The sequence below is a fragment of the Streptomyces sp. NPDC032091 genome (assembly GCF_055580265.1).
This window is the reverse complement of the sequence record NZ_JBVILR010000039.1, coordinates 15,652-35,991: the sequence shown is the minus strand read 5'-3', so window position 1 is coordinate 35,991 and position 20,340 is coordinate 15,652. Positions and strand designations below refer to the sequence as shown.

Below are 20,340 nucleotides of genomic sequence, written 5' to 3'. Positions count from 1 at the left end.
ACGGTAGACGCGTCGCGCCGGTTCAGCCGTCCGGCCCGGCGCCCCCCACGGGCGGTGGCTCCGGCGGCGGCAAGGGCAGCGCCGCAGCGGCGGCGTGGGCCCGCAGGGCGCACCGCACCGACCAGGTCACCGAGACCAGCGGCACGGCGACCACCGCACCGACGACCCCCGCCGCGATGGCCCCCGCGATCACGGAGACGGCCACGACGAGCGGGTGCAGCGCCACCGCCCAGCTCATCACCAGCGGATGCAGCAGGTGGCCTTCGATCTGGCCGATCACCACGATGAGCGCGACCACCACGCCCGCGATCACCGGCCCCTTCGCCGCCAGCGCGACGACCGCGGCGACCGCGAGGGCGACCGGCGAGCCGATCAGGGGCACGAACGCGGCGAAGAACTCCAGCAGCGCCAGCGGGAGGGCCAGCGGGACCCCCAGCAGGTGGAGCGCGAGCCCGACGAGGGCCGCGTTGGTGGCGGCCACCAGCACGATCCCGTGGGTGTAGCCGGTGAAGGTGCGCCAGGCCGCGCGCCCGGCGACGCCCACCCGCTCGCGCGCCGCCTCGGGCAGCTGGGCGCAGAACCAGGCCCACTGCCGGTCGCCGCCGTGCAGGAAGAAGACGGAGGAGAACACCGCGAGCGCCAGGACGGTGAGGGCCTCCACCACGTGCCCGGCGCCGCTGACGGCCGTGCTGAGCAGGGTCGAGCGGTGGGCCGAGAGGTACTCCCCGACGCGGGACTGGATGTGGGCGAGGGCCTCCGACTTCAGCCGGAACGGCGGCCGCTCCAGCCACTTCTGGATGCTGCCGAGCCCTTCGCGGAACTCCCGGACCAGGTTGTCGCTCTCCCCTGCCACCGCCTCGCCGACCAGCGCGAGCACGCCCAGCAGCAGGACCGTGCTGCCGATCAGGCTGACGGCCACCGCCAGTGAGCGGGGTACCACGCGCGCCAGCCGGCGCGACAGCGGCGACAGCAGGGCGGTGACGACCAGCCCGAGGAAGAGGGCGACGCCGATCTCGTGGAAGCGGCCCAGGACGACGAAGACCGCGTAGACGGCAGCCCCGACGACCAGCAGGCGCCACGCGTAGGACGCTGCCGAACGCAGGAACGGGGACACCGACGGCATGACCCATGGGTGCCACCGGGAGCGGCCCGTGCCACGCGCCGGGTCCCGTTTTGACCCGTCCGGGGAGAAAATGCGTTGCCGGGTGCGCGGCGGGCCCGCACGATGGCCCGTTGTGAGTGGCTCCCGTTTGTCTTCCGTACTGCCCGACCTGTCCCCCTGGCGTTCCAGCCGTGACTTCCGGCTCCTCTTCTTCCAGGGCACGGTCACCTACTTCGGCTCGTTCATGGCGATGATCGCCCTTCCGCTGCAGATCAAGCACCTGACGGATTCGCCGCTGGCGGTCGGTGCGATGGGTGCGGTGGAGCTGGTTCCGCTGGTGGTGGGCGGGCTGTACGGGGGCGCGCTCGCGGACGCGGTGGACCGGCGGCGGCTGATCCTGCTGACGGAGGCCGGTCTCGGGCTGCTGGCGCTGGTGCTGCTGGTGAACGCGCTGCTGCCGGATCCGATGCTGTGGCCGCTGTACGTGGTGGCGGCCGGGGTGTCGGCGCTGAGCGGTCTCCAGCGGCCGGCGCTGGACTCGCTGATGGCCCGGATCGTGCCGCACGACCAGCTGACGGCCGCCGCCGCGCTGAACGCCCTGCGCTACCAGTCCGGGGCGATCGCCGGACCGGCGCTGGCCGGCGTGGTCGTCGCGTACGCCGGCTACGCCTCGGCGTACGCGGTGACCGTGGCGGGTTTCGCCGTCTCGGTGGCCCTGTGCGCGCGGCTGCGCCCGGCGCCGCCCGCGGGCGGGGCGGAGCGGCCCTCGCTGCGTTCGGTGGCCGAGGGGGCGCGGTACGCGTGGAGCCGGCCGGTGCTGCTGGGCACGTACGCCGTGGACCTGGCGGCGATGTTCTTCGCGTTCCCGAACACGATCTTCCCGTTCCTCGCGGACGAGCTCGACGCCGAGTGGGCGCTGGGCCTGATGTACGCGGCGGGCGCGGTCGGCTCGTTGGTGCTCGGGCTGACCAGCGGCTGGGTGTCGCGGGTACGGCGGCACGGGCTGCTGGTGGTGTCCGGGGCGGCCGCGTGGGGTCTGGCGATCGCCGCGGCGGGCTGGTTCTCGAACATCTGGCTGGTGCTGGTGTGCCTGGCGGCGGCGGGCGCGGGCGACATGCTGAGCGCCCTGGGCCGCTCCACCATCTGGAACCAGACGATCCCGGAGGAGCTCCGCGGGCGGCTCGCGGGGATCGAGGTGCTCTCGTACAGCGTCGGGCCGCAGCTCGGCCAGGTGCGGGCGGGCACGATGGCGGGCTGGACGGGGACCCGGCCGGCGTTCTGGAGCGGCGGCCTGGCCTGCGTGGCGTCGGTGGCGGTGCTGGCCGCGCTGCTGCCGAAGCTGATCTCGTACGACGCGGACACCGACGAGGACGCGCTGCGCCGCCGGGCCGCCCGGGAGGGCTCCGCCGCCCAGGCGGACCCGGCGGGCGCGACGGCCTGACCGGAGCCGCCGTCCGGGCCTGCCATCCCGCGCCGCGCCCCGGGCCACCACGCGGCCCGCGCCCCGGCCCGGGACGCCCGAACGGCGGTCCTCGCGGTGCGCGGGACCGGCGTCACCGGGAGGGTGACGGCATGGGCGACTGGTGGTACCGCAACATCCTGGAGCCGGGGAAGCTCCCCCTGCTCCTGGCCCTGGCGGCGTTCGTCGTGACCTTCGTGGCGACCCGGGTGATCACCCGGATGATCCGGGCGGGGAAGGGCCCCTTCCGCAACGTCACGCCCGGCGGTCTGCACGTGCACCACTGCGTGCCCGGGGTGATCCTGATGACCGTCGGCGGTTTCACCGCGATCGGGGGCGGCCGTAACGGGTGGGGTTCGTGGGTGGCGGCCGTGCTGTTCGGGATGGGAACGGGCCTGGTGCTGGACGAGTTCGCGCTGATCCTGCACCTGAGCGACGTCTACTGGAGCGAGGAGGGCACGCTCAGCGTCGAGGTGGTGGTCATGACCTCCGCCCTGGCGGGGCTGCTGCTGTGCGGCTTCCTGCCGCTGGGCGTGGACGGCCTGACCGAGGACCAGCTGGAGAACCGTCTGTTCCTCGCGCTCACCGTGCTGTTCAACCTGCTGCTGGCCGTGGTGGCCCTGTTCAAGGGCAAGCCGCGGCTCGCGGTGTTCGGCGTGGTCGTGCCGCTGATCGCCCTGATCGCGGCGGTGCGGCTGGCCCGGCCGGCGTCACCGTGGGCGCGCCGGTTCTACGCCGGCCGCCCCAGGACCCGGGCCCGGACCCTGCGCCGGGCCTACCGGCACGACCGGCGCTGGAGCGGGCTCGAACGCCGGATCGGCCACCTGATCGGCGGGGCGCCCAGCCGGTAGGCCGGATCCTCCGGATCAGGCGGCGGGGGCGCCGTCCAGCTCCCACGCGTGGCGCTTGAACTCCCTGCGGAAGTCGGCGTGGTCCTCCCACTGGCGGGCGATGCCGCGCAGCACGTCCCAGTGGTGCTCCACCGACTGGTCGATGACCTTGCGCACGAGCGGCTCGGCCGTCTCGCGCGTCGCGATGAGCCCCTTGACCGCGGAGGCCTCCAGCACGCTGTTGCGCAGGGCGCGCAGGGCCCGGGAGGTGTCGTCCATGGCGAAGCCGCGCTCACTTCCGGTCTCCGCGTCGAACAGCGGGGTGAGCCGCGCCTCGATGAACGCGGTGATCCGCTCGAAGTGCTGCACGTCCATCAGGGGTCTCCCGTTCCCGCCGCGCCGGCGCTCGGCGCGCCGCGGCTCATCGACTCATCGAAGCTGCTCGTGGGTGAGCTCGGATGCAGGATACGAGGTCACGGGCGGTCTCCCGGCACGGGGCGGCGGAAGGGGGGTGACGGCGAGAAGGGGCGGGGCCGGCGAGGTGTGGCGGTGCCCGCAGGGCTCGAAGACCAGGACGACGGGCTCGCCGGGACGCTGGCGCCAGGAGATCCGCTGCGGCGGGGCGGCGCAGCGGGGGCACCCGGGCAGCGGGCCCGGGCCGGTCCGGGGCGCGGGGGCGGCCGTCGGCACCGGCGGCACGGTGTGCGGGTCAGGCATGGGGGCTCCCTGGTCCGGAGGTTGCGCTGCTGGCACTGTGCCATGCGCGGTGCCTCCGGCGCACGGGTGAACCGTCCCCCGTCCCGGCAGGTCAGAGCCGGGCCGGCCGGCGGAATGGGGCCGTCTGCGGGCACTTGGTGATCAAGTGCTCCTCCGTTCGGCCTCCACCAGGCCCGATTCGTACGCCGCGATGACCGCCTGCGCCCGGTCGCGGACGCCCAGCTTGCCGAAGACCCCGGTGAGGTGGTTCTTGACGGTGGAGACGCTGAGGTCCAGTTCCGCCGCGATCTCGGCGTTGCCGCGCCCGGTGGCGAGCAGCCGCCAGATCTCCAGCTCGCGCGGGGTGAGTGCGGTGGGGGGCGTCGGGGCGGGCCGCGGCTCGCGCGGCGCGGTCCGTACGTAGGCGGAGATCAGCCGGGTCAGCAGCCGGGGGGCGACGGCGGCCTCTCCGGTGTGGACCGTGCGGACGGCGGCGAGCAGTTCCTCGGGGGAGACGTCCTTGGGCAGGAAGCCGTAGGCGCCGGCGCGCAGGGCGGCGACCACGTACTCGTCCATGTCGAAGGTGCTCAGGGCGAGGACCCGGGACGCGGGGCGGACGAGGGCGAGTTCCTCGGTGGCGCGGACCCCGTCGAGGACCGGCATGCGGATGTCCATGACCACCACGTCGGGGTGGAGCTCCTGGGCGAGCGCCACCGCCTCGGCGCCGTCGCCGGCCTCGCCGACCACCTCGACGTCCGGGTGGGGCGCCAGGATCAGGCTCAGGCCGCGGCGCACCAGCGGCTGGTCGTCGGCTATCAGGACGCGGATCATCGGCGGGAGTCCTCTCGTTCTGCCCCGTCCGGGGCCGCCGCGGCGGCGGGGACCGGGAGGCGGGCGGCGACGCGGAAGCCGCCGTCCGGGCGGGGGGCGGCCTCCAGGGTGCCGCCGTGCAGGGCGACGCGTTCGCGCATGCCGATCAGACCGTACCCGCCGCGGCCGGTGTGCCGCGCCGCCGAGCGGCGCGGCGGCGCTTCGCCGGGCCCGTCGTCGCACACCTCGACGGCCACCTCCTGCGGCCGGTACGTCAGCCGGACGCGGGCGTTCGCGTTCCCGGCGTGCTTGCGCGCGTTGGTCAGGGCCTCCTGCACGACCCGGAACACCGTCAGGCCGACGGTGGGCGGCAGCGGGCGGACCGCTCCGTCCACGGTGAACTCCGTGTCCATACCGGCCAGCCGGGACTCCGTGATGATCCGCTGAAGGTCGTCGGTGCCCGGCTGCGGGGCGGTCGGGGCGGATTCCCCCTCCTCCCCGGTCCGCAGGACGTCGAGCAGCCGGCGCATCTCGCCGAGGGCCATCCGGCCGGAGTCCTCCAGGACGACCAGGGCCTCGCGGGCCGCGCCGGGGTCGTGCGCGAGGCTGACGCGGGCGCCGCCGGCCATCAGCTGCATGGTGGTGATGTGGTGGGCGACGATGTCGTGGAGCTCGCGGGCGATCCGACGGCGTTCCTCGGCCACCGCCCGTTCGGCGAGCAGCTGCCGGTTGGCCTCGACCTCCCGCTGCCAGCGGTTGGCCACGACGGCCGCGCCGACGACCAGGACGCCGGCGAGGGCGTTGGTGAGGACGTTCATGCCGGACGGGAGCAGGGAGCCGCCCAGGCCGACGGCGGCGAGCGGCACGGCGGCCGGACCGGCGACGGCGACCACGGCGGGCCGGCAGCGGCGGGCCACGGTGAACAGGGCGACGGTCAGGGCCAGGCCGAAGTGCGGCGCCGCCGGGGTGGCGACGTTCACCACGATCCCGAGGGCGAGCACGGCGCCGAGCACCGCGACCGGGTGGTGGCGCCGCAGCAGCAGGGTCAGGGCGGCGAGGACCAGTCCGAGGGCGGCGGTGACCGTGAAGGGGGTCCCGTCCACCACGGCGCTGAGGGACAGACCGGTGAGGTCGGTGGCCGCCGCCCCCGCCGCCACCAGTCCGTCGCCCCGCGTCCACTCCAGGCGCTCGGCGCGTGTGCCCATCGGTTTCCCGCCTCCTCCGCGGGCCGCTCCCGCCCGGCCGGTCCGGGGCGGCGCGCGGCCGTCGCGCGGAGCTCCATTCTGGCAAGAGTCCCTGGTGGGGGCACCGGCCGAGGGTCGGGACCCGGACCGGGACTCCCGTCCTGGTCGGGGCCGGGAGCCGGACCCGGGTCCCGGTGGGCGGATCCTCCCGTGCCCCGACGCGCGTCGCCGGGCCGGCTGATGGTCTGGAGTCCCGTCGGCGGCCGGCCGGCGGGAGACGTCGCAGAGACCGGAGGAGAGAAGTGATCCGCGCCCTGACGGGATGTTCGACGAGACACGCGTGGAAGGTGATCGCCGTCTGGACGGTGGTGGGCGTCGCGCTCGCCCTGCTGGGCCAGGCGTTCGTGTACCGGGCGACCGAGCCCGGCGACGCCGGCTTCCTGCCGCCGGGTTACGACTCGGCGGCCGCGCTGCGGATCGCCGAGGAGGACTTCGGGATCCGGCCGGACGCCGACCCGCTGACCGTGCTCGTGGCCCGTGCGGACGGGGCGGCGCTGACGGCCGCCGACGAGCGGCGGATCGGGGAGGTGGCCGGGCGGCTGGGCCGGCAGCGGGTGGTCATGCCGCGGTCGCAGGACGATACGCCGCTGGTGCAGGACCACTCGCAGGTGCCGCGGATCGGGGCGGGGGCGACGGCTGCGGACCGGGCCTTCCGGCTGATACCGGTGGAGCTGACGGGCAATCCGCAGGACCCCGGGGTGCAGGGCACCTACCGGGCGTTCCGGGAGCAGGCGCGCGGCGCCTTCCGGGAGGCGGGCCTGCGGACCGGGTTCACGGGCGGGCTGGCCACGACGGTGGACACCGCCGACGCCGAGGAGACCCGCACCGTGGTCGTCGGTCTCGCGATGACCGGGCTGATCGTGCTGCTGCACGTCCTGGTGTTCCGCAGCCTGGCGGCGGCCCTGCTGCCGCTGCTGACGGTGACGATCGTCGGCGGTGCGGCGGCGGGCGCGGTGGTCGGCGCGGCCCTGCTGACCGGGGTCGACCTGGCCCCGTCCACACCCGGACTGATCAACGTCGTGCTGATCGGCATCGGCATCGACTACTTCCTCTTCCTGCTGTTCCGCTTCCGCGAGCAGCTGCGCGCCCACCCCGGGCAGTCGGGCCGGGAGGCGGCGGCCGAGGTCGCGGGCCGGGTGGGGACGGCGGTGACCTCGGCGGCACTGACGATCGTCGCGGCGTTCGCCACGCTCGGCATCGCCTCCTTCGGCCAGTTCCGGGTGCTGGGCCCGGCCATCGCGGTGGCGGTGCTGGTGATGCTGCTGGGCAGTCTGACGCTGATGCCGGCGCTGCTGGCCGTGACGGGCCGCCGGATGTTCTGGCCCTCGCGGTCCCTGGAGCGGGCTCCGCGCGCGGGTGCGGCGGGCCGGCTGGGCGAGCGGATCGCCCGCCGGCCGGTGGCGCACGCCGTGGCGGCGGTGGTGCTCCTCGGTGCGCTGACGGCGGGGGCCGCCGGGGTGCGGATGGACTACGGGCAGGGCGGCGTGGGCGGCGAGCGGACCGCGGCGACGCGGACGGCGGAGGAGATCGCCCGGTCGATGCCGGCCGGGGCCTCGGATCCGGCGACCGTGTTCGTCAGGGCGCGCGACGGCGCTCCGATGACCGCCGAGCGGGTGGCCGGGCTGGCCGGGGCGCTGGCGCGGGTGCCGGGGGTGGGGCAGGTCGCCCCGACGGTGCTCAGCAACAACGGCGGGGCCGCCCGCATCGACCTGGTGCTGGCGGCCGAGCCGGGCGGGCAGCAGGCCCGCGACCTGGTGTCCGGCCCGGTGCGCGCGACCGTACGGGCGCACGTGCCGGCCGGGACCGAGGCCCACGTCGGGGGCACCGCGGCGGTCTTCGCCGACATCGCGGTGGCGGTGGGCGAGGACCTGGAGGTGATCTTCCCGGTGGCGGCGGCGCTCATCGCGCTGATCCTGCTGGTGCTGCTGCGCAGCCTGCTGGCGCCGGTGGTGCTGATGGTGGCGGTGGGACTCGGTTTCACGGCCACGCTGGGCTCGGCGACGCTCGTGTTCCAGCACGCGCTGGGGCGGCCGGGGGTGGACTTCACACTGCCGCTGGTGCTGTTCCTCTTCGTGGTGGCACTCGGCACCGACTACAACATCCTGATCGGCGACCGGATCCGGGAGGAGATGGAGCGCCCCGGGCCGGCGCGGGCCGCGGTGGCCCGGGCGGTGCGGCACACGGCGCCGGCGGTCGCGACGGCGGGCCTGGTGCTGGCCGCCTCCTTCGGCAGCCTGGCGGTGAGCCCGCAACCGGGCCTCCAGCAGACCGGGTTCGCGACGGCGGTGGGCATCCTGCTCTCGGCGTTCGCCCTGTCGGTGGTCCTGGTCCCGGCCGTGGCGGCCCTGCTCGGCCGCTCGCTGTGGTGGCCGGTGCGCCCGCGCGCGAAGGCGCCGGCCCCCGACGCGGCGCGGCACCCGCGGCCCGAGCGGACGCCGGTCGGCTGAACCCGGGGCCCCGGGGCCCCGGGGCCACCTGGCCACCGGGGCTCCACCGCCGGGGCCCCGGGCGGGATCCGGACGGCCGGGGGGGCACGGGGCCGGGGCCGCTCGTCACCCGGCCCCGTGCGGTCAGCCGACGCGGAAGGCGAGCGCCTCGGATTCCCGGTGGAAGGTGACCCGGTCCCAGCCGGGGAAGGCCAGGTCGGTGACGGCCAGCAGCCGGCCGGAGGCGTCGTGCACGGTGCGGCGTACGGAGAGCCCGCGGGCGGGGGACGCGGCGGCGGGGTGGCTGGTGCGGGTCATCGTGATGGTCTCCGCGGTGCGGCCCCGGGCCGTGGCCCGCTCCAGCCAGCGGTGCAGCGGCCCCAGGTCCTCCTCGCCGGCGGCGGCCGGCCGTTCCAGGTAGGCCGCGAGTTCCGGGGTACGGGCGACCGTGCGCGGGCAGAGGTAGGTCACGGTGTGCTGGAGGGTGCGCCCGTCGGGTCCGTACACCCGGTGGTGGTGGACCAGGGTGCGCTCGCCGCCGTCCATCCCGAGCAGCGCCGCGAGCGAGGGCGGCACGGTGACCAGGGCGAGCCGGGCCCGGGCCGAGCGGGCCCGGCCCCGGGTCTGTGGGGCGGCCCGGTTGCGCGGGGCGGCCCGGGTGCCCCGGCGGCCGGTGACGACCAGTCCGTCGGCGCGCAGCTCCTGGAGGGCGGCGCGGACGGTCTGCCGGTTGACCTCGTAGCGGGCGGCGAGGGTCCGTTCGGAGGGCAGTCTCCCTCCGGCGGTCCGGGCGGCGTGGTCGAGTTCGTCCCGCAGCGCTGCGGCGATGCGCTGGTACTTGGGCATGGCGGCCGGGCCGCCGCCCCGCGAAGGGGAGGGCATGGCTTCTCCTCTGACGGGTGGTCAAGGACTGCGCGGTCTGCCCCACCAACCTAGCATTGGTCTATACCTTTCTCCACGGGGTCCGTGCAGGCCGGCGCCACGTTGGCCGAATCCGGCACCGGCCCTCCGGCCGCCCCTATCCGCGCAGCGGGTTGGGCAGTTCCAGGTAGCGCGCGTCCGCCCCGTCCGCCCGGGTCCACCGGAGCAGCAGGTTCGTCTTGGCCGGAAGGGCGGGGGCGTCGAGGAGCCCCGCGATCTCCGGCAGGCCGTGCTCGGCGTCGTAGCGCAGCAGTTCCTCGCGCACCGCCGGCCACACCCCGTCGGCCAGTTCCGGGTGGTGCGCGGCCAGGGTCGCGGCCACCTCCGCCAGGTGGTTGACGACCAGGCAGTACACGAGCCGCTCCCAGGCCGCCGCGCGCGGCAGGTCCTGCGGGAGTTTGACGCCCTCCGCGTCGCGGAAGAGGGCCTGCACGGGCATCCCCCGGCCGTCGACGGCGACCAGGCAGTTCTGGAGGTGGGCCTCCAGCACGATCCCGTGCCGCGCGAACAGGTCGAGCACCGGAGGCACGACGTGGCGCAGGTACGCCCGCCACCACCCCGCCGGATCGGGCGCGCCCTCCAGCGGGCTGCCGGGGAAGCCCTCGGCGAGCGCCGCGCACAGCAGCGGCACCGCCCCGGGCAGCACCTGCCCGCGCAGCCCGTCGCGGACCAGCACGGCGAGCTCCTCGAAGGCGAACGCGGCGGTGCGGTAGCCGCGGTCGCACAGCCAGACGGCGCTCGCCCCGGTGCGGCGGCGCAGGTCGGCGAACCCCTCCTCGACGGCGGCGTCGGTACGGCGCAGCTTGAGCAGGTCGTGGCGCCACAGCCGGCGCACGTCGTTGGTGATGCGCACGTCGAGGCTGAACTTCGCGAAGAGGTCGGCGTCCGCGCCCGGCGCGTGCACGGTCCGGACCGAGGCGGTCGGCCACACCGGCAGCCGGGTCGGGCCGAGCCGCAGCAGGCGCCCGTCGGCGAAGGCCTCGCGCACCTCCCGCCGCCCGGAGACCAGGTCGAGCTGCCAGGGGTGGGCGGGCAGGGCCCGGTAGCCGGCCGGCGGGCGGGGGCCGTCGAGGATCCCGGCGAGGGCGTCGACCGCTTCGGCGGCGGCCGGGCCGCCCTCCTCGGCCACCTGGTCCTCGCGCAGGCCCAGCACGACGAGGGGGAAGCGCGCGTGCGCCTCGGGGGCGTACGGCAGCCAGCTCGCGGCGGGGCCGCCGCCGCGGGTCTTGGGCGCGGGGTGGTGCGGATGGCCCATGAGCAGGGCCTGCTCGGAGCGGACGTAGGGGTCCTCGGGCGCGTCGGCCACGGCCCGGGCGGCCAGCAGCGCGGCGACGGCGGCACGGCTGTCGGCCATCTCCACCGGCAGCTCGTCGTTGGAGACGCCGGTGTGGCGCAGCAGCTCGTCGGAGGTGAGCTTGACCAGTTCGGCATGGCTGAGCGGGTGCCAGCCGTCCGCGGTGCGCAGCTCGGGGTCCGCCGGCCGGCGGCCGCCGCCCACCCGCAGGAGCCGGCCGCTGCCGCGCAGCCGGTGGACGCGCCCGCCCTGGGCGTCGGCCACCTCCCGCAGCAGGCAGTTCAGGAGCGGGGCGGCGGCGTAGGCGTCCGCGTCGGCGGCGTTGAGGTCCACTGGGTCCATTCGGGGGATTCGGAGCTTCGGTACTTCGCTGCTGCGGTACTTCGCTGCTGCGGTACTTCGGTGCTGCGGTGCGCCGGGGTCCGCGGAGGGACCACCGGCCGTGATCTTCAGTATCCGGGATGATGACGTGATCATCGGGTAGACCCCTCAGTCGAAGCCATCCGAAAGGAACGGGACCCTGGACCGCAGCAGCACGCACCTTTCCCCGCCCGCCCCCGGCCCCTCCCCGGCGGGCGCCGCCGAGGAGGCCGTCGCCGCCGCGCTGGTCGGCGTACGGCCCGGGCTGGTGTCCGCGTACGAGGCCGCGCTGGAGGGCGCCCGCGCCGCCGTGCTGACCCGGCTCTGGCGGGGGCTGGCCTTCGAACCGCTGCCGTGGGTGGTGGGCCGGGAGGGCGGGCCGGACTCCCTGCGGCTGCTGCTGGCCGGCGGGGCGCGGCTGGAGGGGCCGCGCCCCGACCCGTACGCGACGGACGCCTACGTCACCGAGGTACGGCTCGACGGGCGGCCGTACCGGCAGGCGGCCCGGCTGGTCGAGGCGCTGCGGGTGCCGCACGGCGCGGCCGGGCCGCTGGGGGCGGCGTTCGCCTCCTTCGGCGCCGAACTGGACGACAGCACCGCCTCCCTCGCCCTGTCCCGGGCCGGACAGCCGGCCGGGGGGCGGCCCGAACCGGGCGCCGCCTGGGAGTGGGAGCAGCGGGTGGTCGACGGGCATCCGTACCACCCCAACTGCCGGTCCCGTCCCGGCTTCTCGGTGGCCGAGCAGCTGGCGTACGCCCCGGAGCACGGGCCGCTGGTGGAGCTCGGGCTGGTCCCCGTACGGGCGCGGGAGTGCCTGGTCACCGGGGAGTGGCCGCAGGAGCTGCGCGACGGGGACCGGATCCTGGTCCCCGTGCACCCCTGGCAGGCCGAGCACGTCCTCAAGGGCGAGGAGGTCCTGCCCGGTCCGGCGGCACACCCGCTGATGGCCCTGCGGACGCTGGCGCCGGCGACGGGGGGCGCCCATGTGAAGACGGCCCTGAGCACGCGGCTGACCTCGTCGGTACGGGACATCTCCGCCTACTCGGTCGAGACGGCCGCCGTGGTGTCGGCGTTCGCGCACGCGCTGGCCGAGCGGCTGGACGGCCGCCTGCACATCACCCGCACCCTCGGCGCGGCCACCGCGTACAGCCCGGACCTGGCGGCGGTGCTCCGCGAGCCCCCGGAGGCGTACGCGCGGACCGGGGAACGGGTCGTGCCGGTGGCGGCGCTGGCGGGGACCCGGCTCGCCCGGTCGGCGCGGTGGCAGGCGCTGTTCGCCCGGCTGGCGCTTTCGGTGTGCCTGCGGGTGCTGGAGCTCGGGGTGGCACTGGAGGCCCACGGGCAGAACCTCCTGGTGGTCCTGGCCCCCGACGGCACCCCGCTGCGGCTGGTCTACCGCGACCTGGCCGACATCCGGATCAGCCCGGCCCGGCTGGCCCGGCACGGCCTGCCGGTGCCGCCGCTGTCGGGCCGGCTGGTGACGGACGACGAGACGGTGCTGCGGCGCAAGACGTTCGGCTCGCTGGCGGCCGGGGCGCTCGCCTCGACGGCCGGCTCCGAGCGGGCGTTCGGGGCGGCGCTGGCGGCGGGGCTGGACGTGATCGAGCCCACCGCGGACTCGGAGGCGCTGCGGGGGCCGCTGCCGGTGAAGGCGCTCACCCTGATGCGGCTGAGCCCGGGGGTGCCGGGCGACCAGTGGACGGAGCTGCCGGCTCCGCCGGCCTCGGGGTGACGGGGGCTCCGCCGGGCGGGGGGCCCGTGAATCCGGCCGTCCGTCCTACTAGTGTGCAGGAGCATGACAGCCACCTCGCGTGAACCCGCCGTAGGGGCCGCCTACGACCTCGTCGCCGTGGAGCACGCCCGGCGGCTGCGGGAGGACCCGGCGGCGCGGCCGCTGGACCGGGCGATGCTGGACGCCTTCGCCGCGCACGCGCGCGACGCGGGCGGGGCCGTCGCCGACCTGGGCTGCGGTCCGGGCCGGGTGACGGCGTACCTGGCCCGGCGGGGGCTGCGGGCCTTCGGCGTCGACCTCTCCCCGGCGATGGTGGCGGTGGCCCGTCGGACGTATCCCGGGCTGCGGTTCGAGGTCGGACGGATGGCCGCGCTGGAGGTCGCGGACGGCGCCCTGGGCGGGGTGGTCGCCTGGCACGGGACGGCCCACCTGCCGCCGCGGGAACTCCCGGCCGTGTTCGCCGAGTTCGCCCGGGTCCTGGCCCCCGGCGGCCACGCCCTGCTCACCTTCGACGCCGGGGCCGCCCGGGACCGCCCGGAACCCGCCGCGCCCGCCCCCGAGCCGCTGGCCGACCTCCTGGCGGACGCGGGCCTGACCGAGGCGGCCCGCATGGTCCGGGAACCGTCCGAAGGCGACCCGGCCCGCCGAGGCTTCGTCCTGGCCCGCAAACCCCCGCCCCCGTAACGACCCGACCGAACGCCCCCCGGCCCGCCCCCGGGGGCGCCCCACCGCCCCGCCCAGCCACTGCCGCGCGGGACCACCCCCCTCACCCCGCCCGTCCGCGTCCGCACACCCCCGGCCCCGGCCGGGGCGGGGTCGCCGGGGGTGGGACGGGCGGGGCCGGCAGCAGGGGCCGGGCCCCGTGGGGCCGAAGCCCCGGCGGGGCGGCGCGGAGTGCCTGGCGTCCGGGGCCGCTTCGCGGAGGTCGGCGGCCGGGTTCGAACGGTGTCCGCCGTTCGGGGGACAACTCGGGTCCGGCGGGCCCGCCTTCGCCCCGATCGGGGCGGACGGTGGCAGGAAGGAAGTATGAAGATTCCACGCCGCCGGGTCCTGGCGGGCGCGGCCTCCGTCGTGCTCGGCGCCGCCGGGGCGGGCCCGTCGGGCGCCTCCCCGGGGGCCGCCACCGACCGTGCGCGGGGCCGGCGGGCGGGTGCCGCGGCCGGCCCCGACTTCGCGGCGCTGGCCCGGGCGGTGGACGGGCGGGTGGTCCTTCCGGGGGACGGGGACTACGCCGAGGCCCGGCAGCTGTTCCAGCCCCGCTACGACGCGGTCGCCCCCGGCGCCGTGGCCTATCCGGCGCACGCCGGCGACGTGGCCGTCTGCCTGGACTTCGCCCGCCGCTCCGCCGCCCCGGTCGTGCCGCGCGGCGGCGGGCACGGCTACGCGGGGTGGTCCACGGTGGAGGCCGGGCTGGTCATCGACGTCGGGGCGATGGCCGGGGTGGCGGTCGCGGGGGACGAGGCGCACATCGGCGCGGGTGCCCGGCTGGCCGGCGTACACGCCGCGCTCGCCGGGCGCGGCCTGGGCGTCCCCGCCGGGCTCTGCCCCTCCGTCGGCATCGCGGGGCTCGCCCTCGGCGGCGGCCTGGGCCTCGCCTCGCGGGCCCACGGCACCACCTCCGACCGGCTCACCGGCGCCCGCGTGGTCACCCCGGACGGGGTGGTCCGCGAGGTCGGCCCCGACCGGGACCCGGAGCTGTTCTGGGCGCTGCGCGGCGGCGGGGGCGGCAACTTCGGGGTGGTCACCGAGTTCCGGCTGCGCACCCATCCGGTCGCGGACGCCGCCTTCGCCGAACTGCACTGGCCCGCCGCGGACCCGGCGGCGGTGGTACGCGGCTGGCAGCGCTGGCTGGCGGCCCTCCCGGACCCCTTCTGGAGCCAGGCCGAGTTCACGGTGGAGGCCGGGACCGCCCCCGCCCTGGCCGTGCGGGCGGTGTGCCTCGACGGGCGGGCGGAGCTGGAGCGCGAACTGGGCCGGCTGACCGGCCTGGTGGGGCGGGAGCCCCGGGACTCCTGGACCGCCGTGCGCGGTTACGGGGACACCGTGCGGGCCATGGCGGGCTGCCCCGACGGCGGCCCCGAGCGGTGCCGGCTGCCGGGGCGGCTGCCCGGCCGGGATCCTCGGGGGAAGCTGGGCCGGGACTCGTACGCGGCCCGCTCCGACTTCTGGGACGGCCCCGGGCTCCCGGACCCGGCGGTCGGCGCCGTCCTGGACGCCCTCGGCCGGTACGGGCGGGAGGTCCCGCCCGGCGGGCTGGGCGTGGTCCAGTTCGACGGGGTGTGCGGCGGGGCCGTGAACCGGGTGCCGGCCGGCGCGACCGCCTTCGTGCACCGCGACAGCGCCTTCCTCGCCCAGTACCTCGCGTACTGGCCGGCGTCCGCGACCGCCGCGGCGGTGGCCCGGCACCAGCACTGGCTCGACGGGCTGTGGCGGGCGCTGCGCCCGTGGGCGGGCGGCCGGGCCTACCAGAACTACGCCGACCCGAAGCTGACCGGCTGGCGCGAGGCCTACTACGGGCCGAACCTGCCCCGCCTGGAGCGGGTCCGGCGCACCTACGACCCGGGCCGGCTGCTGCGTTTCCCCCAGGCCGTGTGAACCGGCGTCACCCCCCTTCCCCACCGTCACCGTCAGGCCCTCCGGGCCGTCACGAACAGGAACGAGACATGCTGCGTACGTTCACGTTGGCGGCGGCGACCGCCGCCCTGCTGCTGCCGGGCGGGCCGCTGCCCGGTCTGGGATCCGGGAGCGCCGAGGCCTCGGCCGGGCGCTGGACCGCCCGGGAGGCGGCCGCGTTCTGGACCCCCGCGCGGATGGCCTCGGCGCTCCCCGTCCCCGGCCCGCCGGCCCCGCCCGGGCCGGCCTCCCCCGCTCCCGCCACGGCTCCGTCCGCGGCCCCCGCGGCGGGGGACGCGCCGACCCCCGCACCGGCACCGGCCGCGGCCCCCGCTCCGGGCACCCTTCCGGCTTCCCCGGCGGAGCCTCTCCCCTCCTCCCCCGCCTCCCCCGCCGCCTCGGCCGCCGCCGCGTCGGCCGTCCCGGTGCCCGCACCGGCGGCGAGCACCCTGCCCGCCCCCGCGTCCGCGCCGACCCCGTCCGCCTCGCCACTGCCCGCACCGGCGCTCCCGTCCGCCCCGGCCGGAGTGGGCCAGGACTTCGACGGGATCCCGGTCGTCGGCCGGATGTTCGTCATGAAGGGGAGCGGAGCCTACTTCTGCACGGCCAGCGTGGTCTCCTCCCCCGGCCGGGACCTGGTGCTCAGCGCGGCGCACTGCCTGCTGGGCACCGACACCCGCCAGGTGGCCTTCGTACCGCAGTACACGCTCGCCAACCCGCGCCCGTACGGCATGTTCCCCGTCCTGCGGGACGCGGCGGGGAAGTCGAAGGTGTGGATCGCCTCCCGCTACCGCACCGAGGGCGCGGCGAAGGCCGCCACCCTCGACGTGGCCTTCGCCCAGGTCGGCCCGGACGCCGACGGCGAGGCCGTCGAGGACGTGGTCGGCGGGAACCGGCTCGTCACCGGAGCCACCTTCAACCACCCCAAGGTGGTGCTCATCGGCCACCCGGCACCGGCACCGCGCCCGCGCGTGTGCGTCAACAAGACGACCAAGTTCACCAGCACCGACCCGGGCAGCCCGGGATCGTTCCTGCGCATCGACTGCACCGGCTACCCGGGCGGGACCAGCGGCGGCCCCTTCATCACCCGCTTCGACGAGGACACCGCGACCGGCGACGTGGTCGGGGTGATCGGCGGCTGGGAGACCGGCGGGCCGACGGCCGACACCTCGTACAGCGCCTACTTCGGCGCGGAGATCAGGAAGTTGTACCAGTCGGCGGTCGCCGGGGTGCGGGCGGAGTGAGCACCCGCACCCAGCGGGTCCGGCGCGGGTTGCCGACCGTCCGGGGGGTCGCCGGGACCCCCTCGGCGCTCAGCGGGTCGGCCGGGGGCAGTTCGAGCTGACGGCGCAGATCGGCGAGGGCCGCGTGGACGGGCGCCAGGATGACCTCGGCGCGCGGGTGGATGCGCGCGAGGGCGTGCGCGGTGGTCTCGATCGTCTCGGCGGCGTCCTCGGCTGCGGCCCGGCTCCATCCGCCGGGCCCTCCGTTCCAGGGCGCGACGGCGTCGAAGAGGTGGCAGGCGGCATCGGCCGCGGCGTCGGCCCGTTCGCCGACGCCCGGCGCCGCGATCATCGGCAGCAGCTCCATGCCCGGCTCAACGAGCGGAGCCCCCCGGGGGGAACGAGCCGCGGGCCGGGGCGCTCCTGGCCGCGGTCACGGGCCGGGGGCAGGGGCGAAGGTCAGGAGGCGACGGTCTGGAGCCAGAGGGGCAGTAGGAGCAGGGAGAACACCGAGCTCTTGATCACGACGGAGGCGGAGAGGTCCACGCCGATGTCGTAGCGCTGGGCGAAGATGAACAGGTTCTGCGGGGTCGGCATCGCGGCGATCAGGACGAGGTAGGCGAGCCAGGGGCCCCGTATCCCGAAGAGCCCCGCGCACACCGCCCAGGCCAGCAGCGGGAAGGCCAGGCACTTGAAGGCGATCAGCGCGGCCTCCTCCCGGGTGGTGCCCCGCACGTCCAGGCCGGTGCCGCCGAGGTGCAGGCCGAGGGCGAACAGGGCCACCGGCGAGGCGCTGTCGCCGATGAACGCGGCCCCGTCGAGGAACACCTTGGGGACGTGCACCGAGAGCAGGTTGAGCAGGATGCCGGCGTTGCAGGCCAGGACGAGCGGGGTGGCGAGCGACGCGACCAGGGCCCGCCCGAGCCGGGTGCCGGGGCCGCCGGCGCCCGCGCGGCCCAGTTCCATGAGGGCGATGACCACGAGCGAGAGCACGCACACCTGGAACAGCAGCACCGGGAAGATCGGCGCGGCCGTCCCGAAGACGGTGATGAAGACGGGGACGGCGAAGTAGGCGGTGTTGACCTGGACACCGGCCATCACGCGCAGCGCCACGGCGCGGGGCTCCCGTACCCCGTACGCGGCGGCGCCGAGGGCCACGGCGAGCACGGCGAGGGCGGCGGCGGCCGCATAGCCCCCGATGGCCCGCCAGTCGAACAGGGCGCCGAGGTCGGCGGCGTAGATGTTGCCGAAGAGGTAGCAGGGGACGGCGAAGAGGAAGGCGTAGTCGGAGAACGCCTTGGAGGCCTCCGCCGGGACGGTCTTGCGCCGGGCGAGCAGGACCCCTCCGCCGAAGGCCAGCAGGACCGGGACCAGCTTTTCGAGTGCGGCTGCCCCGCCCATGCCCACCGGTCCCCCTTGTTCGACATCCGGACGGCGTGCAGCCTATCCGTCCGGCCGCCCGGGCTCTCGGGGCGCCCGGCGCCTACGCTGGCGGATCATGAGGTTCACACCGCGCATCCCGGGCCGCGTCCGGAAGACCCCGCCGGCCGGAGCGCAGGGCCCGGCCGCCGCTGCGCAGGGCCGGCGCGCCGGCGGGCGGGGCTCCGGCGGCCGGTTCGCCGGGCTGGCGGTGGCGCTGCGCACCCCGGCCCGGGCGGGCGAGCCGCTGCTGGCGCGGGCGCCGCGCCGCTGGCAGCGGCTGGCCCCCTTCGCCGTGGCGGCCGTCTTCGTGGTGGTGCTGCTGCCCGTGACCATCGCGGTGCTGACCAACGACTACCGGATGGGCGGCGGCTGGGCGGGGGCGCTGGGCGTGGCGCAGACGGTGCCGCTGCTGCTGGCGGTGACGCGGCCGGTGCCGGCCTGGGCGGTGGTGCTGGGGGCGGACGTCGCCGGGGCGGTGCTGCTGGAGTTCGCCGGCGGGGTGGCGGGGCGTTCGTGGCCGTGGCCGCCGATGGGCATCGTCGGCTACCTGGTGCTGATGGCCTGCCTGGGGCTGCGGGAGTCGGTGCGGACCCTCGTCGGGGTGTGGCTGGCGACGGGCGCGGTGGGCGTGGTGCTCGGCTTCTTCGCGCCGGACGGGGTGACGAACACCGTGGCCGTGCAGTTCGTGCTGGGCGGGGTCGTGCTGGCGCTGACCGGGGCGCTGCGGGGGCTGGGCGACGCCCGGCAGCGGATCGCGGAGCAGGAGAGCATCAGCGGGGCCGAGCGGGCGCGGCGCACCCTGCTGGAGGAACGGGCGCGCATCGCCCGGGAGCTGCACGACGTCGTGGCCCACCACATGTCGGTGATCACCGTGCAGGCCGACTCCGCGCCGTACCGGCTGGCGGGGATGGAGGAGCCGGTGCGCGAGGAGTTCGCGGCCATCGCGGCGAGCGCCCGCGAGTCCCTGGGCGAGATGCGGAGGCTGCTGACGGTGCTGCGCGGGGACGGGTCCGAGGGCGGGGAGGGCGCGGTCGGCGGGGAGCGGGCCCCGCAGCCCGGGGTCGGGCGGATCCAGCAGCTGGTGGAGGCGACGGTACGGGCCGGGCAGCCGGTGGAGCTGTCGCTGGCGGCGGGCGTGGCCGAGGCGGCGCGGGCGGTCCCGGCCGTGGACCTGTCGGCGTACCGCATCGTGCAGGAGGCCCTGGCGAACGTGGTGCGGCACGCGCCGGGGGCGCGGACCCGGGTGTCGGTGACGCGCGCCGGGGAGGACGGCGAGGTGCTCGTGCTGGTGGTCAACGGCCCGGCGCGGGACGCCGTGGTGGCGCTGGAGGGCGCGGGGACGGGGCACGGCCTCGTGGGGATGCGCGAGCGCGTACGGTTGACCGGCGGGACGCTGGACGCGGGCCCGCTGCCCGAGGGCGGTTTCCGGGTCGCCGCCCGGCTGCCGCTCGACGCCCGGACCGAGGAATCCAGTTGACCATCCGCGTGATCATCGTCGACGACCAGGCCATGGTGCGGGCGGGGTTCGCCGCGCTGCTGTCGGCGCAGGCCGACATCGACGTGGTGGGCGAGGCGCCCGACGGGCGGGAGGGCGTGCGGCTCTCGCGCAGCGTGCACCCGGACGTGGTGCTGATGGACGTGCGGATGCCGGAGCTGGACGGGCTGTCGGCGGCCCGGGAGCTGCTGGACCCGCCGCCGGGGGTGGTCCACCGGCCGAAGGTGCTGATGCTGACCACCTTCGACATCGACGACTACGTGTACGAGGCGCTGCGCGCGGGCGCGTCCGGGTTCCTGCTGAAGGACGCACCGCCCGCCGACCTGATCGCGGCGGTGCGGGTGGTGGCCTCGGGCGAGGCGCTGCTGGCGCCGTCGGTGACGCGCCGGCTGATCGCGGACTTCGTCCGGCAGCGGCCGGCGCCGCGCAAGGACCCGGCGCTGCGGCTGAACGGGCTGACCCCGCGCGAGACGGAGGTGCTGGAGCTGATCGCGCGCGGGCTGTCGAACCAGGAGATCGCCGCGCACCTGGTGCTGGCCGAGCAGACGGTCAAGACCCACGTCGGGCGGGTGCTGGGCAAGCTGGACCTGCGGGACCGGGCACAGGCGGTGGTCTTCGCGTACGAGGCGGGGCTGGTCCGCCCCGGCGACCCGGCGTAGCGGCGGGGCGGCCGGCGTCCCGGAGGCGTTCTGCCGGGGCCCGCTAGACTCGCG

At 76.7% G+C, this 20,340-nt stretch carries 18 protein-coding genes; 9 read left to right on the top strand and 9 right to left on the bottom strand.

The window, feature by feature from the left end:
• Positions 1-22: 22 nt before the first annotated feature.
• Positions 23-1,123 carry an AI-2E family transporter gene (locus tag ACZ5NJ_RS36750; protein WP_468770993.1) on the bottom strand — a complete coding sequence of 367 codons (1,101 nt, stop codon included), beginning with the start codon at positions 1,121-1,123 and terminating at the stop codon, positions 23-25.
• A gap of 70 nt (positions 1,124-1,193) precedes the next feature.
• Between ACZ5NJ_RS36750 and ACZ5NJ_RS36745 the strand changes: the two genes are divergently transcribed.
• On the top strand, positions 1,194-2,543 hold the full coding sequence (locus ACZ5NJ_RS36745) for an MFS transporter (protein ID WP_468770991.1): 1,350 nt from the start codon (positions 1,194-1,196) through the stop codon (positions 2,541-2,543).
• 131 nt (positions 2,544-2,674) lie between these two features.
• Positions 2,675-3,412 carry a hypothetical protein gene (locus ACZ5NJ_RS36740; protein WP_468770989.1) on the top strand — a complete coding sequence of 246 codons (738 nt, stop codon included), beginning with the start codon at positions 2,675-2,677 and terminating at the stop codon, positions 3,410-3,412.
• Positions 3,413-3,427: 15 nt separating this feature from the next.
• Here ACZ5NJ_RS36740 and ACZ5NJ_RS36735 read toward each other — a convergent pair whose 3' ends face one another.
• From ACZ5NJ_RS36735 to ACZ5NJ_RS36720, 4 genes are all read right to left on the bottom strand, one after another.
• Positions 3,428-3,766 carry a hypothetical protein gene (locus ACZ5NJ_RS36735; protein WP_045951718.1) on the bottom strand — a complete coding sequence of 113 codons (339 nt, stop codon included), beginning with the start codon at positions 3,764-3,766 and terminating at the stop codon, positions 3,428-3,430.
• A 54-nt stretch (positions 3,767-3,820) separates the two neighbouring features.
• Complete coding sequence (locus ACZ5NJ_RS36730) at positions 3,821-4,108, bottom strand: hypothetical protein (RefSeq protein WP_468770987.1); 288 nt, start codon at positions 4,106-4,108, stop codon at positions 3,821-3,823.
• Between the two features lie 141 nt (positions 4,109-4,249).
• Complete coding sequence (locus ACZ5NJ_RS36725; RefSeq protein ID WP_468770985.1) at positions 4,250-4,918, bottom strand: response regulator; 669 nt, start codon at positions 4,916-4,918, stop codon at positions 4,250-4,252.
• Positions 4,915-6,102 carry a sensor histidine kinase gene (locus tag ACZ5NJ_RS36720; protein ID WP_468770983.1) on the bottom strand — a complete coding sequence of 396 codons (1,188 nt, stop codon included), beginning with the start codon at positions 6,100-6,102 and terminating at the stop codon, positions 4,915-4,917. Before ACZ5NJ_RS36720 ends, ACZ5NJ_RS36725 begins: the two co-directional genes overlap by 4 nt.
• Before the next feature lie 326 nt (positions 6,103-6,428).
• On the opposite strand from ACZ5NJ_RS36720, the gene ACZ5NJ_RS36715 reads away from it, so the two are divergent.
• A complete protein-coding gene (locus ACZ5NJ_RS36715; protein ID WP_468770981.1) occupies positions 6,429-8,588 on the top strand; it encodes an MMPL family transporter in 2,160 nt (719 codons plus the stop codon).
• Between the two features lie 123 nt (positions 8,589-8,711).
• Here ACZ5NJ_RS36715 and ACZ5NJ_RS36710 read toward each other — a convergent pair whose 3' ends face one another.
• Positions 8,712-9,449 carry a GntR family transcriptional regulator gene (locus tag ACZ5NJ_RS36710; RefSeq protein ID WP_468770979.1) on the bottom strand — a complete coding sequence of 246 codons (738 nt, stop codon included), beginning with the start codon at positions 9,447-9,449 and terminating at the stop codon, positions 8,712-8,714.
• Positions 9,450-9,585: 136 nt separating this feature from the next.
• A complete protein-coding gene (locus ACZ5NJ_RS36705; RefSeq protein ID WP_468770977.1) occupies positions 9,586-11,124 on the bottom strand; it encodes an IucA/IucC family protein in 1,539 nt (512 codons plus the stop codon).
• Between the two features lie 286 nt (positions 11,125-11,410).
• Between ACZ5NJ_RS36705 and ACZ5NJ_RS36700 the strand changes: the two genes are divergently transcribed.
• The 4 genes from ACZ5NJ_RS36700 to ACZ5NJ_RS36685 all read left to right on the top strand — a co-directional run bounded on the left by ACZ5NJ_RS36700 (position 11,411) and on the right by ACZ5NJ_RS36685 (position 16,731).
• A complete protein-coding gene (locus tag ACZ5NJ_RS36700) occupies positions 11,411-12,874 on the top strand; it encodes an IucA/IucC family protein (RefSeq protein WP_468770975.1) in 1,464 nt (487 codons plus the stop codon).
• 63 nt (positions 12,875-12,937) lie between these two features.
• A complete protein-coding gene (locus tag ACZ5NJ_RS36695) occupies positions 12,938-13,558 on the top strand; it encodes a class I SAM-dependent DNA methyltransferase (RefSeq protein WP_468770973.1) in 621 nt (206 codons plus the stop codon).
• A 342-nt stretch (positions 13,559-13,900) separates the two neighbouring features.
• Positions 13,901-15,469 carry an FAD-binding oxidoreductase gene (locus ACZ5NJ_RS36690; RefSeq protein WP_468770971.1) on the top strand — a complete coding sequence of 523 codons (1,569 nt, stop codon included), beginning with the start codon at positions 13,901-13,903 and terminating at the stop codon, positions 15,467-15,469.
• Positions 15,470-15,537: 68 nt separating this feature from the next.
• Positions 15,538-16,731, top strand: a complete 1,194-nt coding sequence (locus ACZ5NJ_RS36685; protein ID WP_468770969.1) for a serine protease family protein — start codon at positions 15,538-15,540, stop codon at positions 16,729-16,731.
• Here ACZ5NJ_RS36685 and ACZ5NJ_RS36680 read toward each other — a convergent pair.
• Together ACZ5NJ_RS36680 and ACZ5NJ_RS36675 are read right to left on the bottom strand one after the other, a co-directional pair.
• On the bottom strand, positions 16,685-17,077 hold the full coding sequence (locus ACZ5NJ_RS36680; RefSeq protein ID WP_468770968.1) for a hypothetical protein: 393 nt from the start codon (positions 17,075-17,077) through the stop codon (positions 16,685-16,687). The genes ACZ5NJ_RS36685 and ACZ5NJ_RS36680 overlap by 47 nt on opposite strands.
• 92 nt (positions 17,078-17,169) lie before the next feature.
• Positions 17,170-18,111: an AEC family transporter gene (locus tag ACZ5NJ_RS36675; RefSeq protein WP_468770966.1), complete on the bottom strand. Its 942-nt coding sequence runs from the start codon at positions 18,109-18,111 to the stop codon at positions 17,170-17,172.
• 97 nt (positions 18,112-18,208) lie between these two features.
• Between ACZ5NJ_RS36675 and ACZ5NJ_RS36670 the strand changes: the two genes are divergently transcribed.
• Both ACZ5NJ_RS36670 and ACZ5NJ_RS36665 read left to right on the top strand, forming a co-directional pair.
• Entirely contained in the window at positions 18,209-19,609 is a 1,401-nt protein-coding gene (locus tag ACZ5NJ_RS36670) for a sensor histidine kinase (RefSeq protein WP_468770964.1), read from the top strand.
• Positions 19,606-20,286: a response regulator gene (locus tag ACZ5NJ_RS36665; RefSeq protein ID WP_468770962.1), complete on the top strand. Its 681-nt coding sequence runs from the start codon at positions 19,606-19,608 to the stop codon at positions 20,284-20,286. The genes ACZ5NJ_RS36670 and ACZ5NJ_RS36665 overlap by 4 nt, the downstream gene beginning before the upstream one ends.
• Positions 20,287-20,340 lie beyond the last annotated feature (54 nt).

What these genes read in the sequence shown, in the direction of transcription:
- ACZ5NJ_RS36720 (WP_468770983.1), bottom strand. Translation starts at nt 6,102, where the DNA reads ATGGGCACACGCGCCGAGCGCCTGGAGTGGACGCGGGGCGACGGACTG.
- ACZ5NJ_RS36680 (WP_468770968.1), bottom strand. Translation starts at nt 17,077, where the DNA reads ATGGAGCTGCTGCCGATGATCGCGGCGCCGGGCGTCGGCGAACGGGCC.
- ACZ5NJ_RS36750 (WP_468770993.1), bottom strand. Translation starts at nt 1,123, where the DNA reads ATGCCGTCGGTGTCCCCGTTCCTGCGTTCGGCAGCGTCCTACGCGTGG.
- ACZ5NJ_RS36670 (WP_468770964.1), top strand. Translation starts at nt 18,209, where the DNA reads ATGAGGTTCACACCGCGCATCCCGGGCCGCGTCCGGAAGACCCCGCCG.
- ACZ5NJ_RS36690 (WP_468770971.1), top strand. Translation starts at nt 13,901, where the DNA reads ATGAAGATTCCACGCCGCCGGGTCCTGGCGGGCGCGGCCTCCGTCGTG.
- ACZ5NJ_RS36705 (WP_468770977.1), bottom strand. Translation starts at nt 11,124, where the DNA reads ATGGACCCAGTGGACCTCAACGCCGCCGACGCGGACGCCTACGCCGCC.
- ACZ5NJ_RS36685 (WP_468770969.1), top strand. Translation starts at nt 15,538, where the DNA reads ATGCTGCGTACGTTCACGTTGGCGGCGGCGACCGCCGCCCTGCTGCTG.
- ACZ5NJ_RS36725 (WP_468770985.1), bottom strand. Translation starts at nt 4,918, where the DNA reads ATGATCCGCGTCCTGATAGCCGACGACCAGCCGCTGGTGCGCCGCGGC.
- ACZ5NJ_RS36675 (WP_468770966.1), bottom strand. Translation starts at nt 18,111, where the DNA reads ATGGGCGGGGCAGCCGCACTCGAAAAGCTGGTCCCGGTCCTGCTGGCC.
- ACZ5NJ_RS36745 (WP_468770991.1), top strand. Translation starts at nt 1,194, where the DNA reads ATGCGTTGCCGGGTGCGCGGCGGGCCCGCACGATGGCCCGTTGTGAGT.
- ACZ5NJ_RS36695 (WP_468770973.1), top strand. Translation starts at nt 12,938, where the DNA reads ATGACAGCCACCTCGCGTGAACCCGCCGTAGGGGCCGCCTACGACCTC.
- ACZ5NJ_RS36710 (WP_468770979.1), bottom strand. Translation starts at nt 9,449, where the DNA reads ATGCCCTCCCCTTCGCGGGGCGGCGGCCCGGCCGCCATGCCCAAGTAC.
- ACZ5NJ_RS36740 (WP_468770989.1), top strand. Translation starts at nt 2,675, where the DNA reads ATGGGCGACTGGTGGTACCGCAACATCCTGGAGCCGGGGAAGCTCCCC.
- ACZ5NJ_RS36730 (WP_468770987.1), bottom strand. Translation starts at nt 4,108, where the DNA reads ATGCCTGACCCGCACACCGTGCCGCCGGTGCCGACGGCCGCCCCCGCG.
- ACZ5NJ_RS36735 (WP_045951718.1), bottom strand. Translation starts at nt 3,766, where the DNA reads ATGGACGTGCAGCACTTCGAGCGGATCACCGCGTTCATCGAGGCGCGG.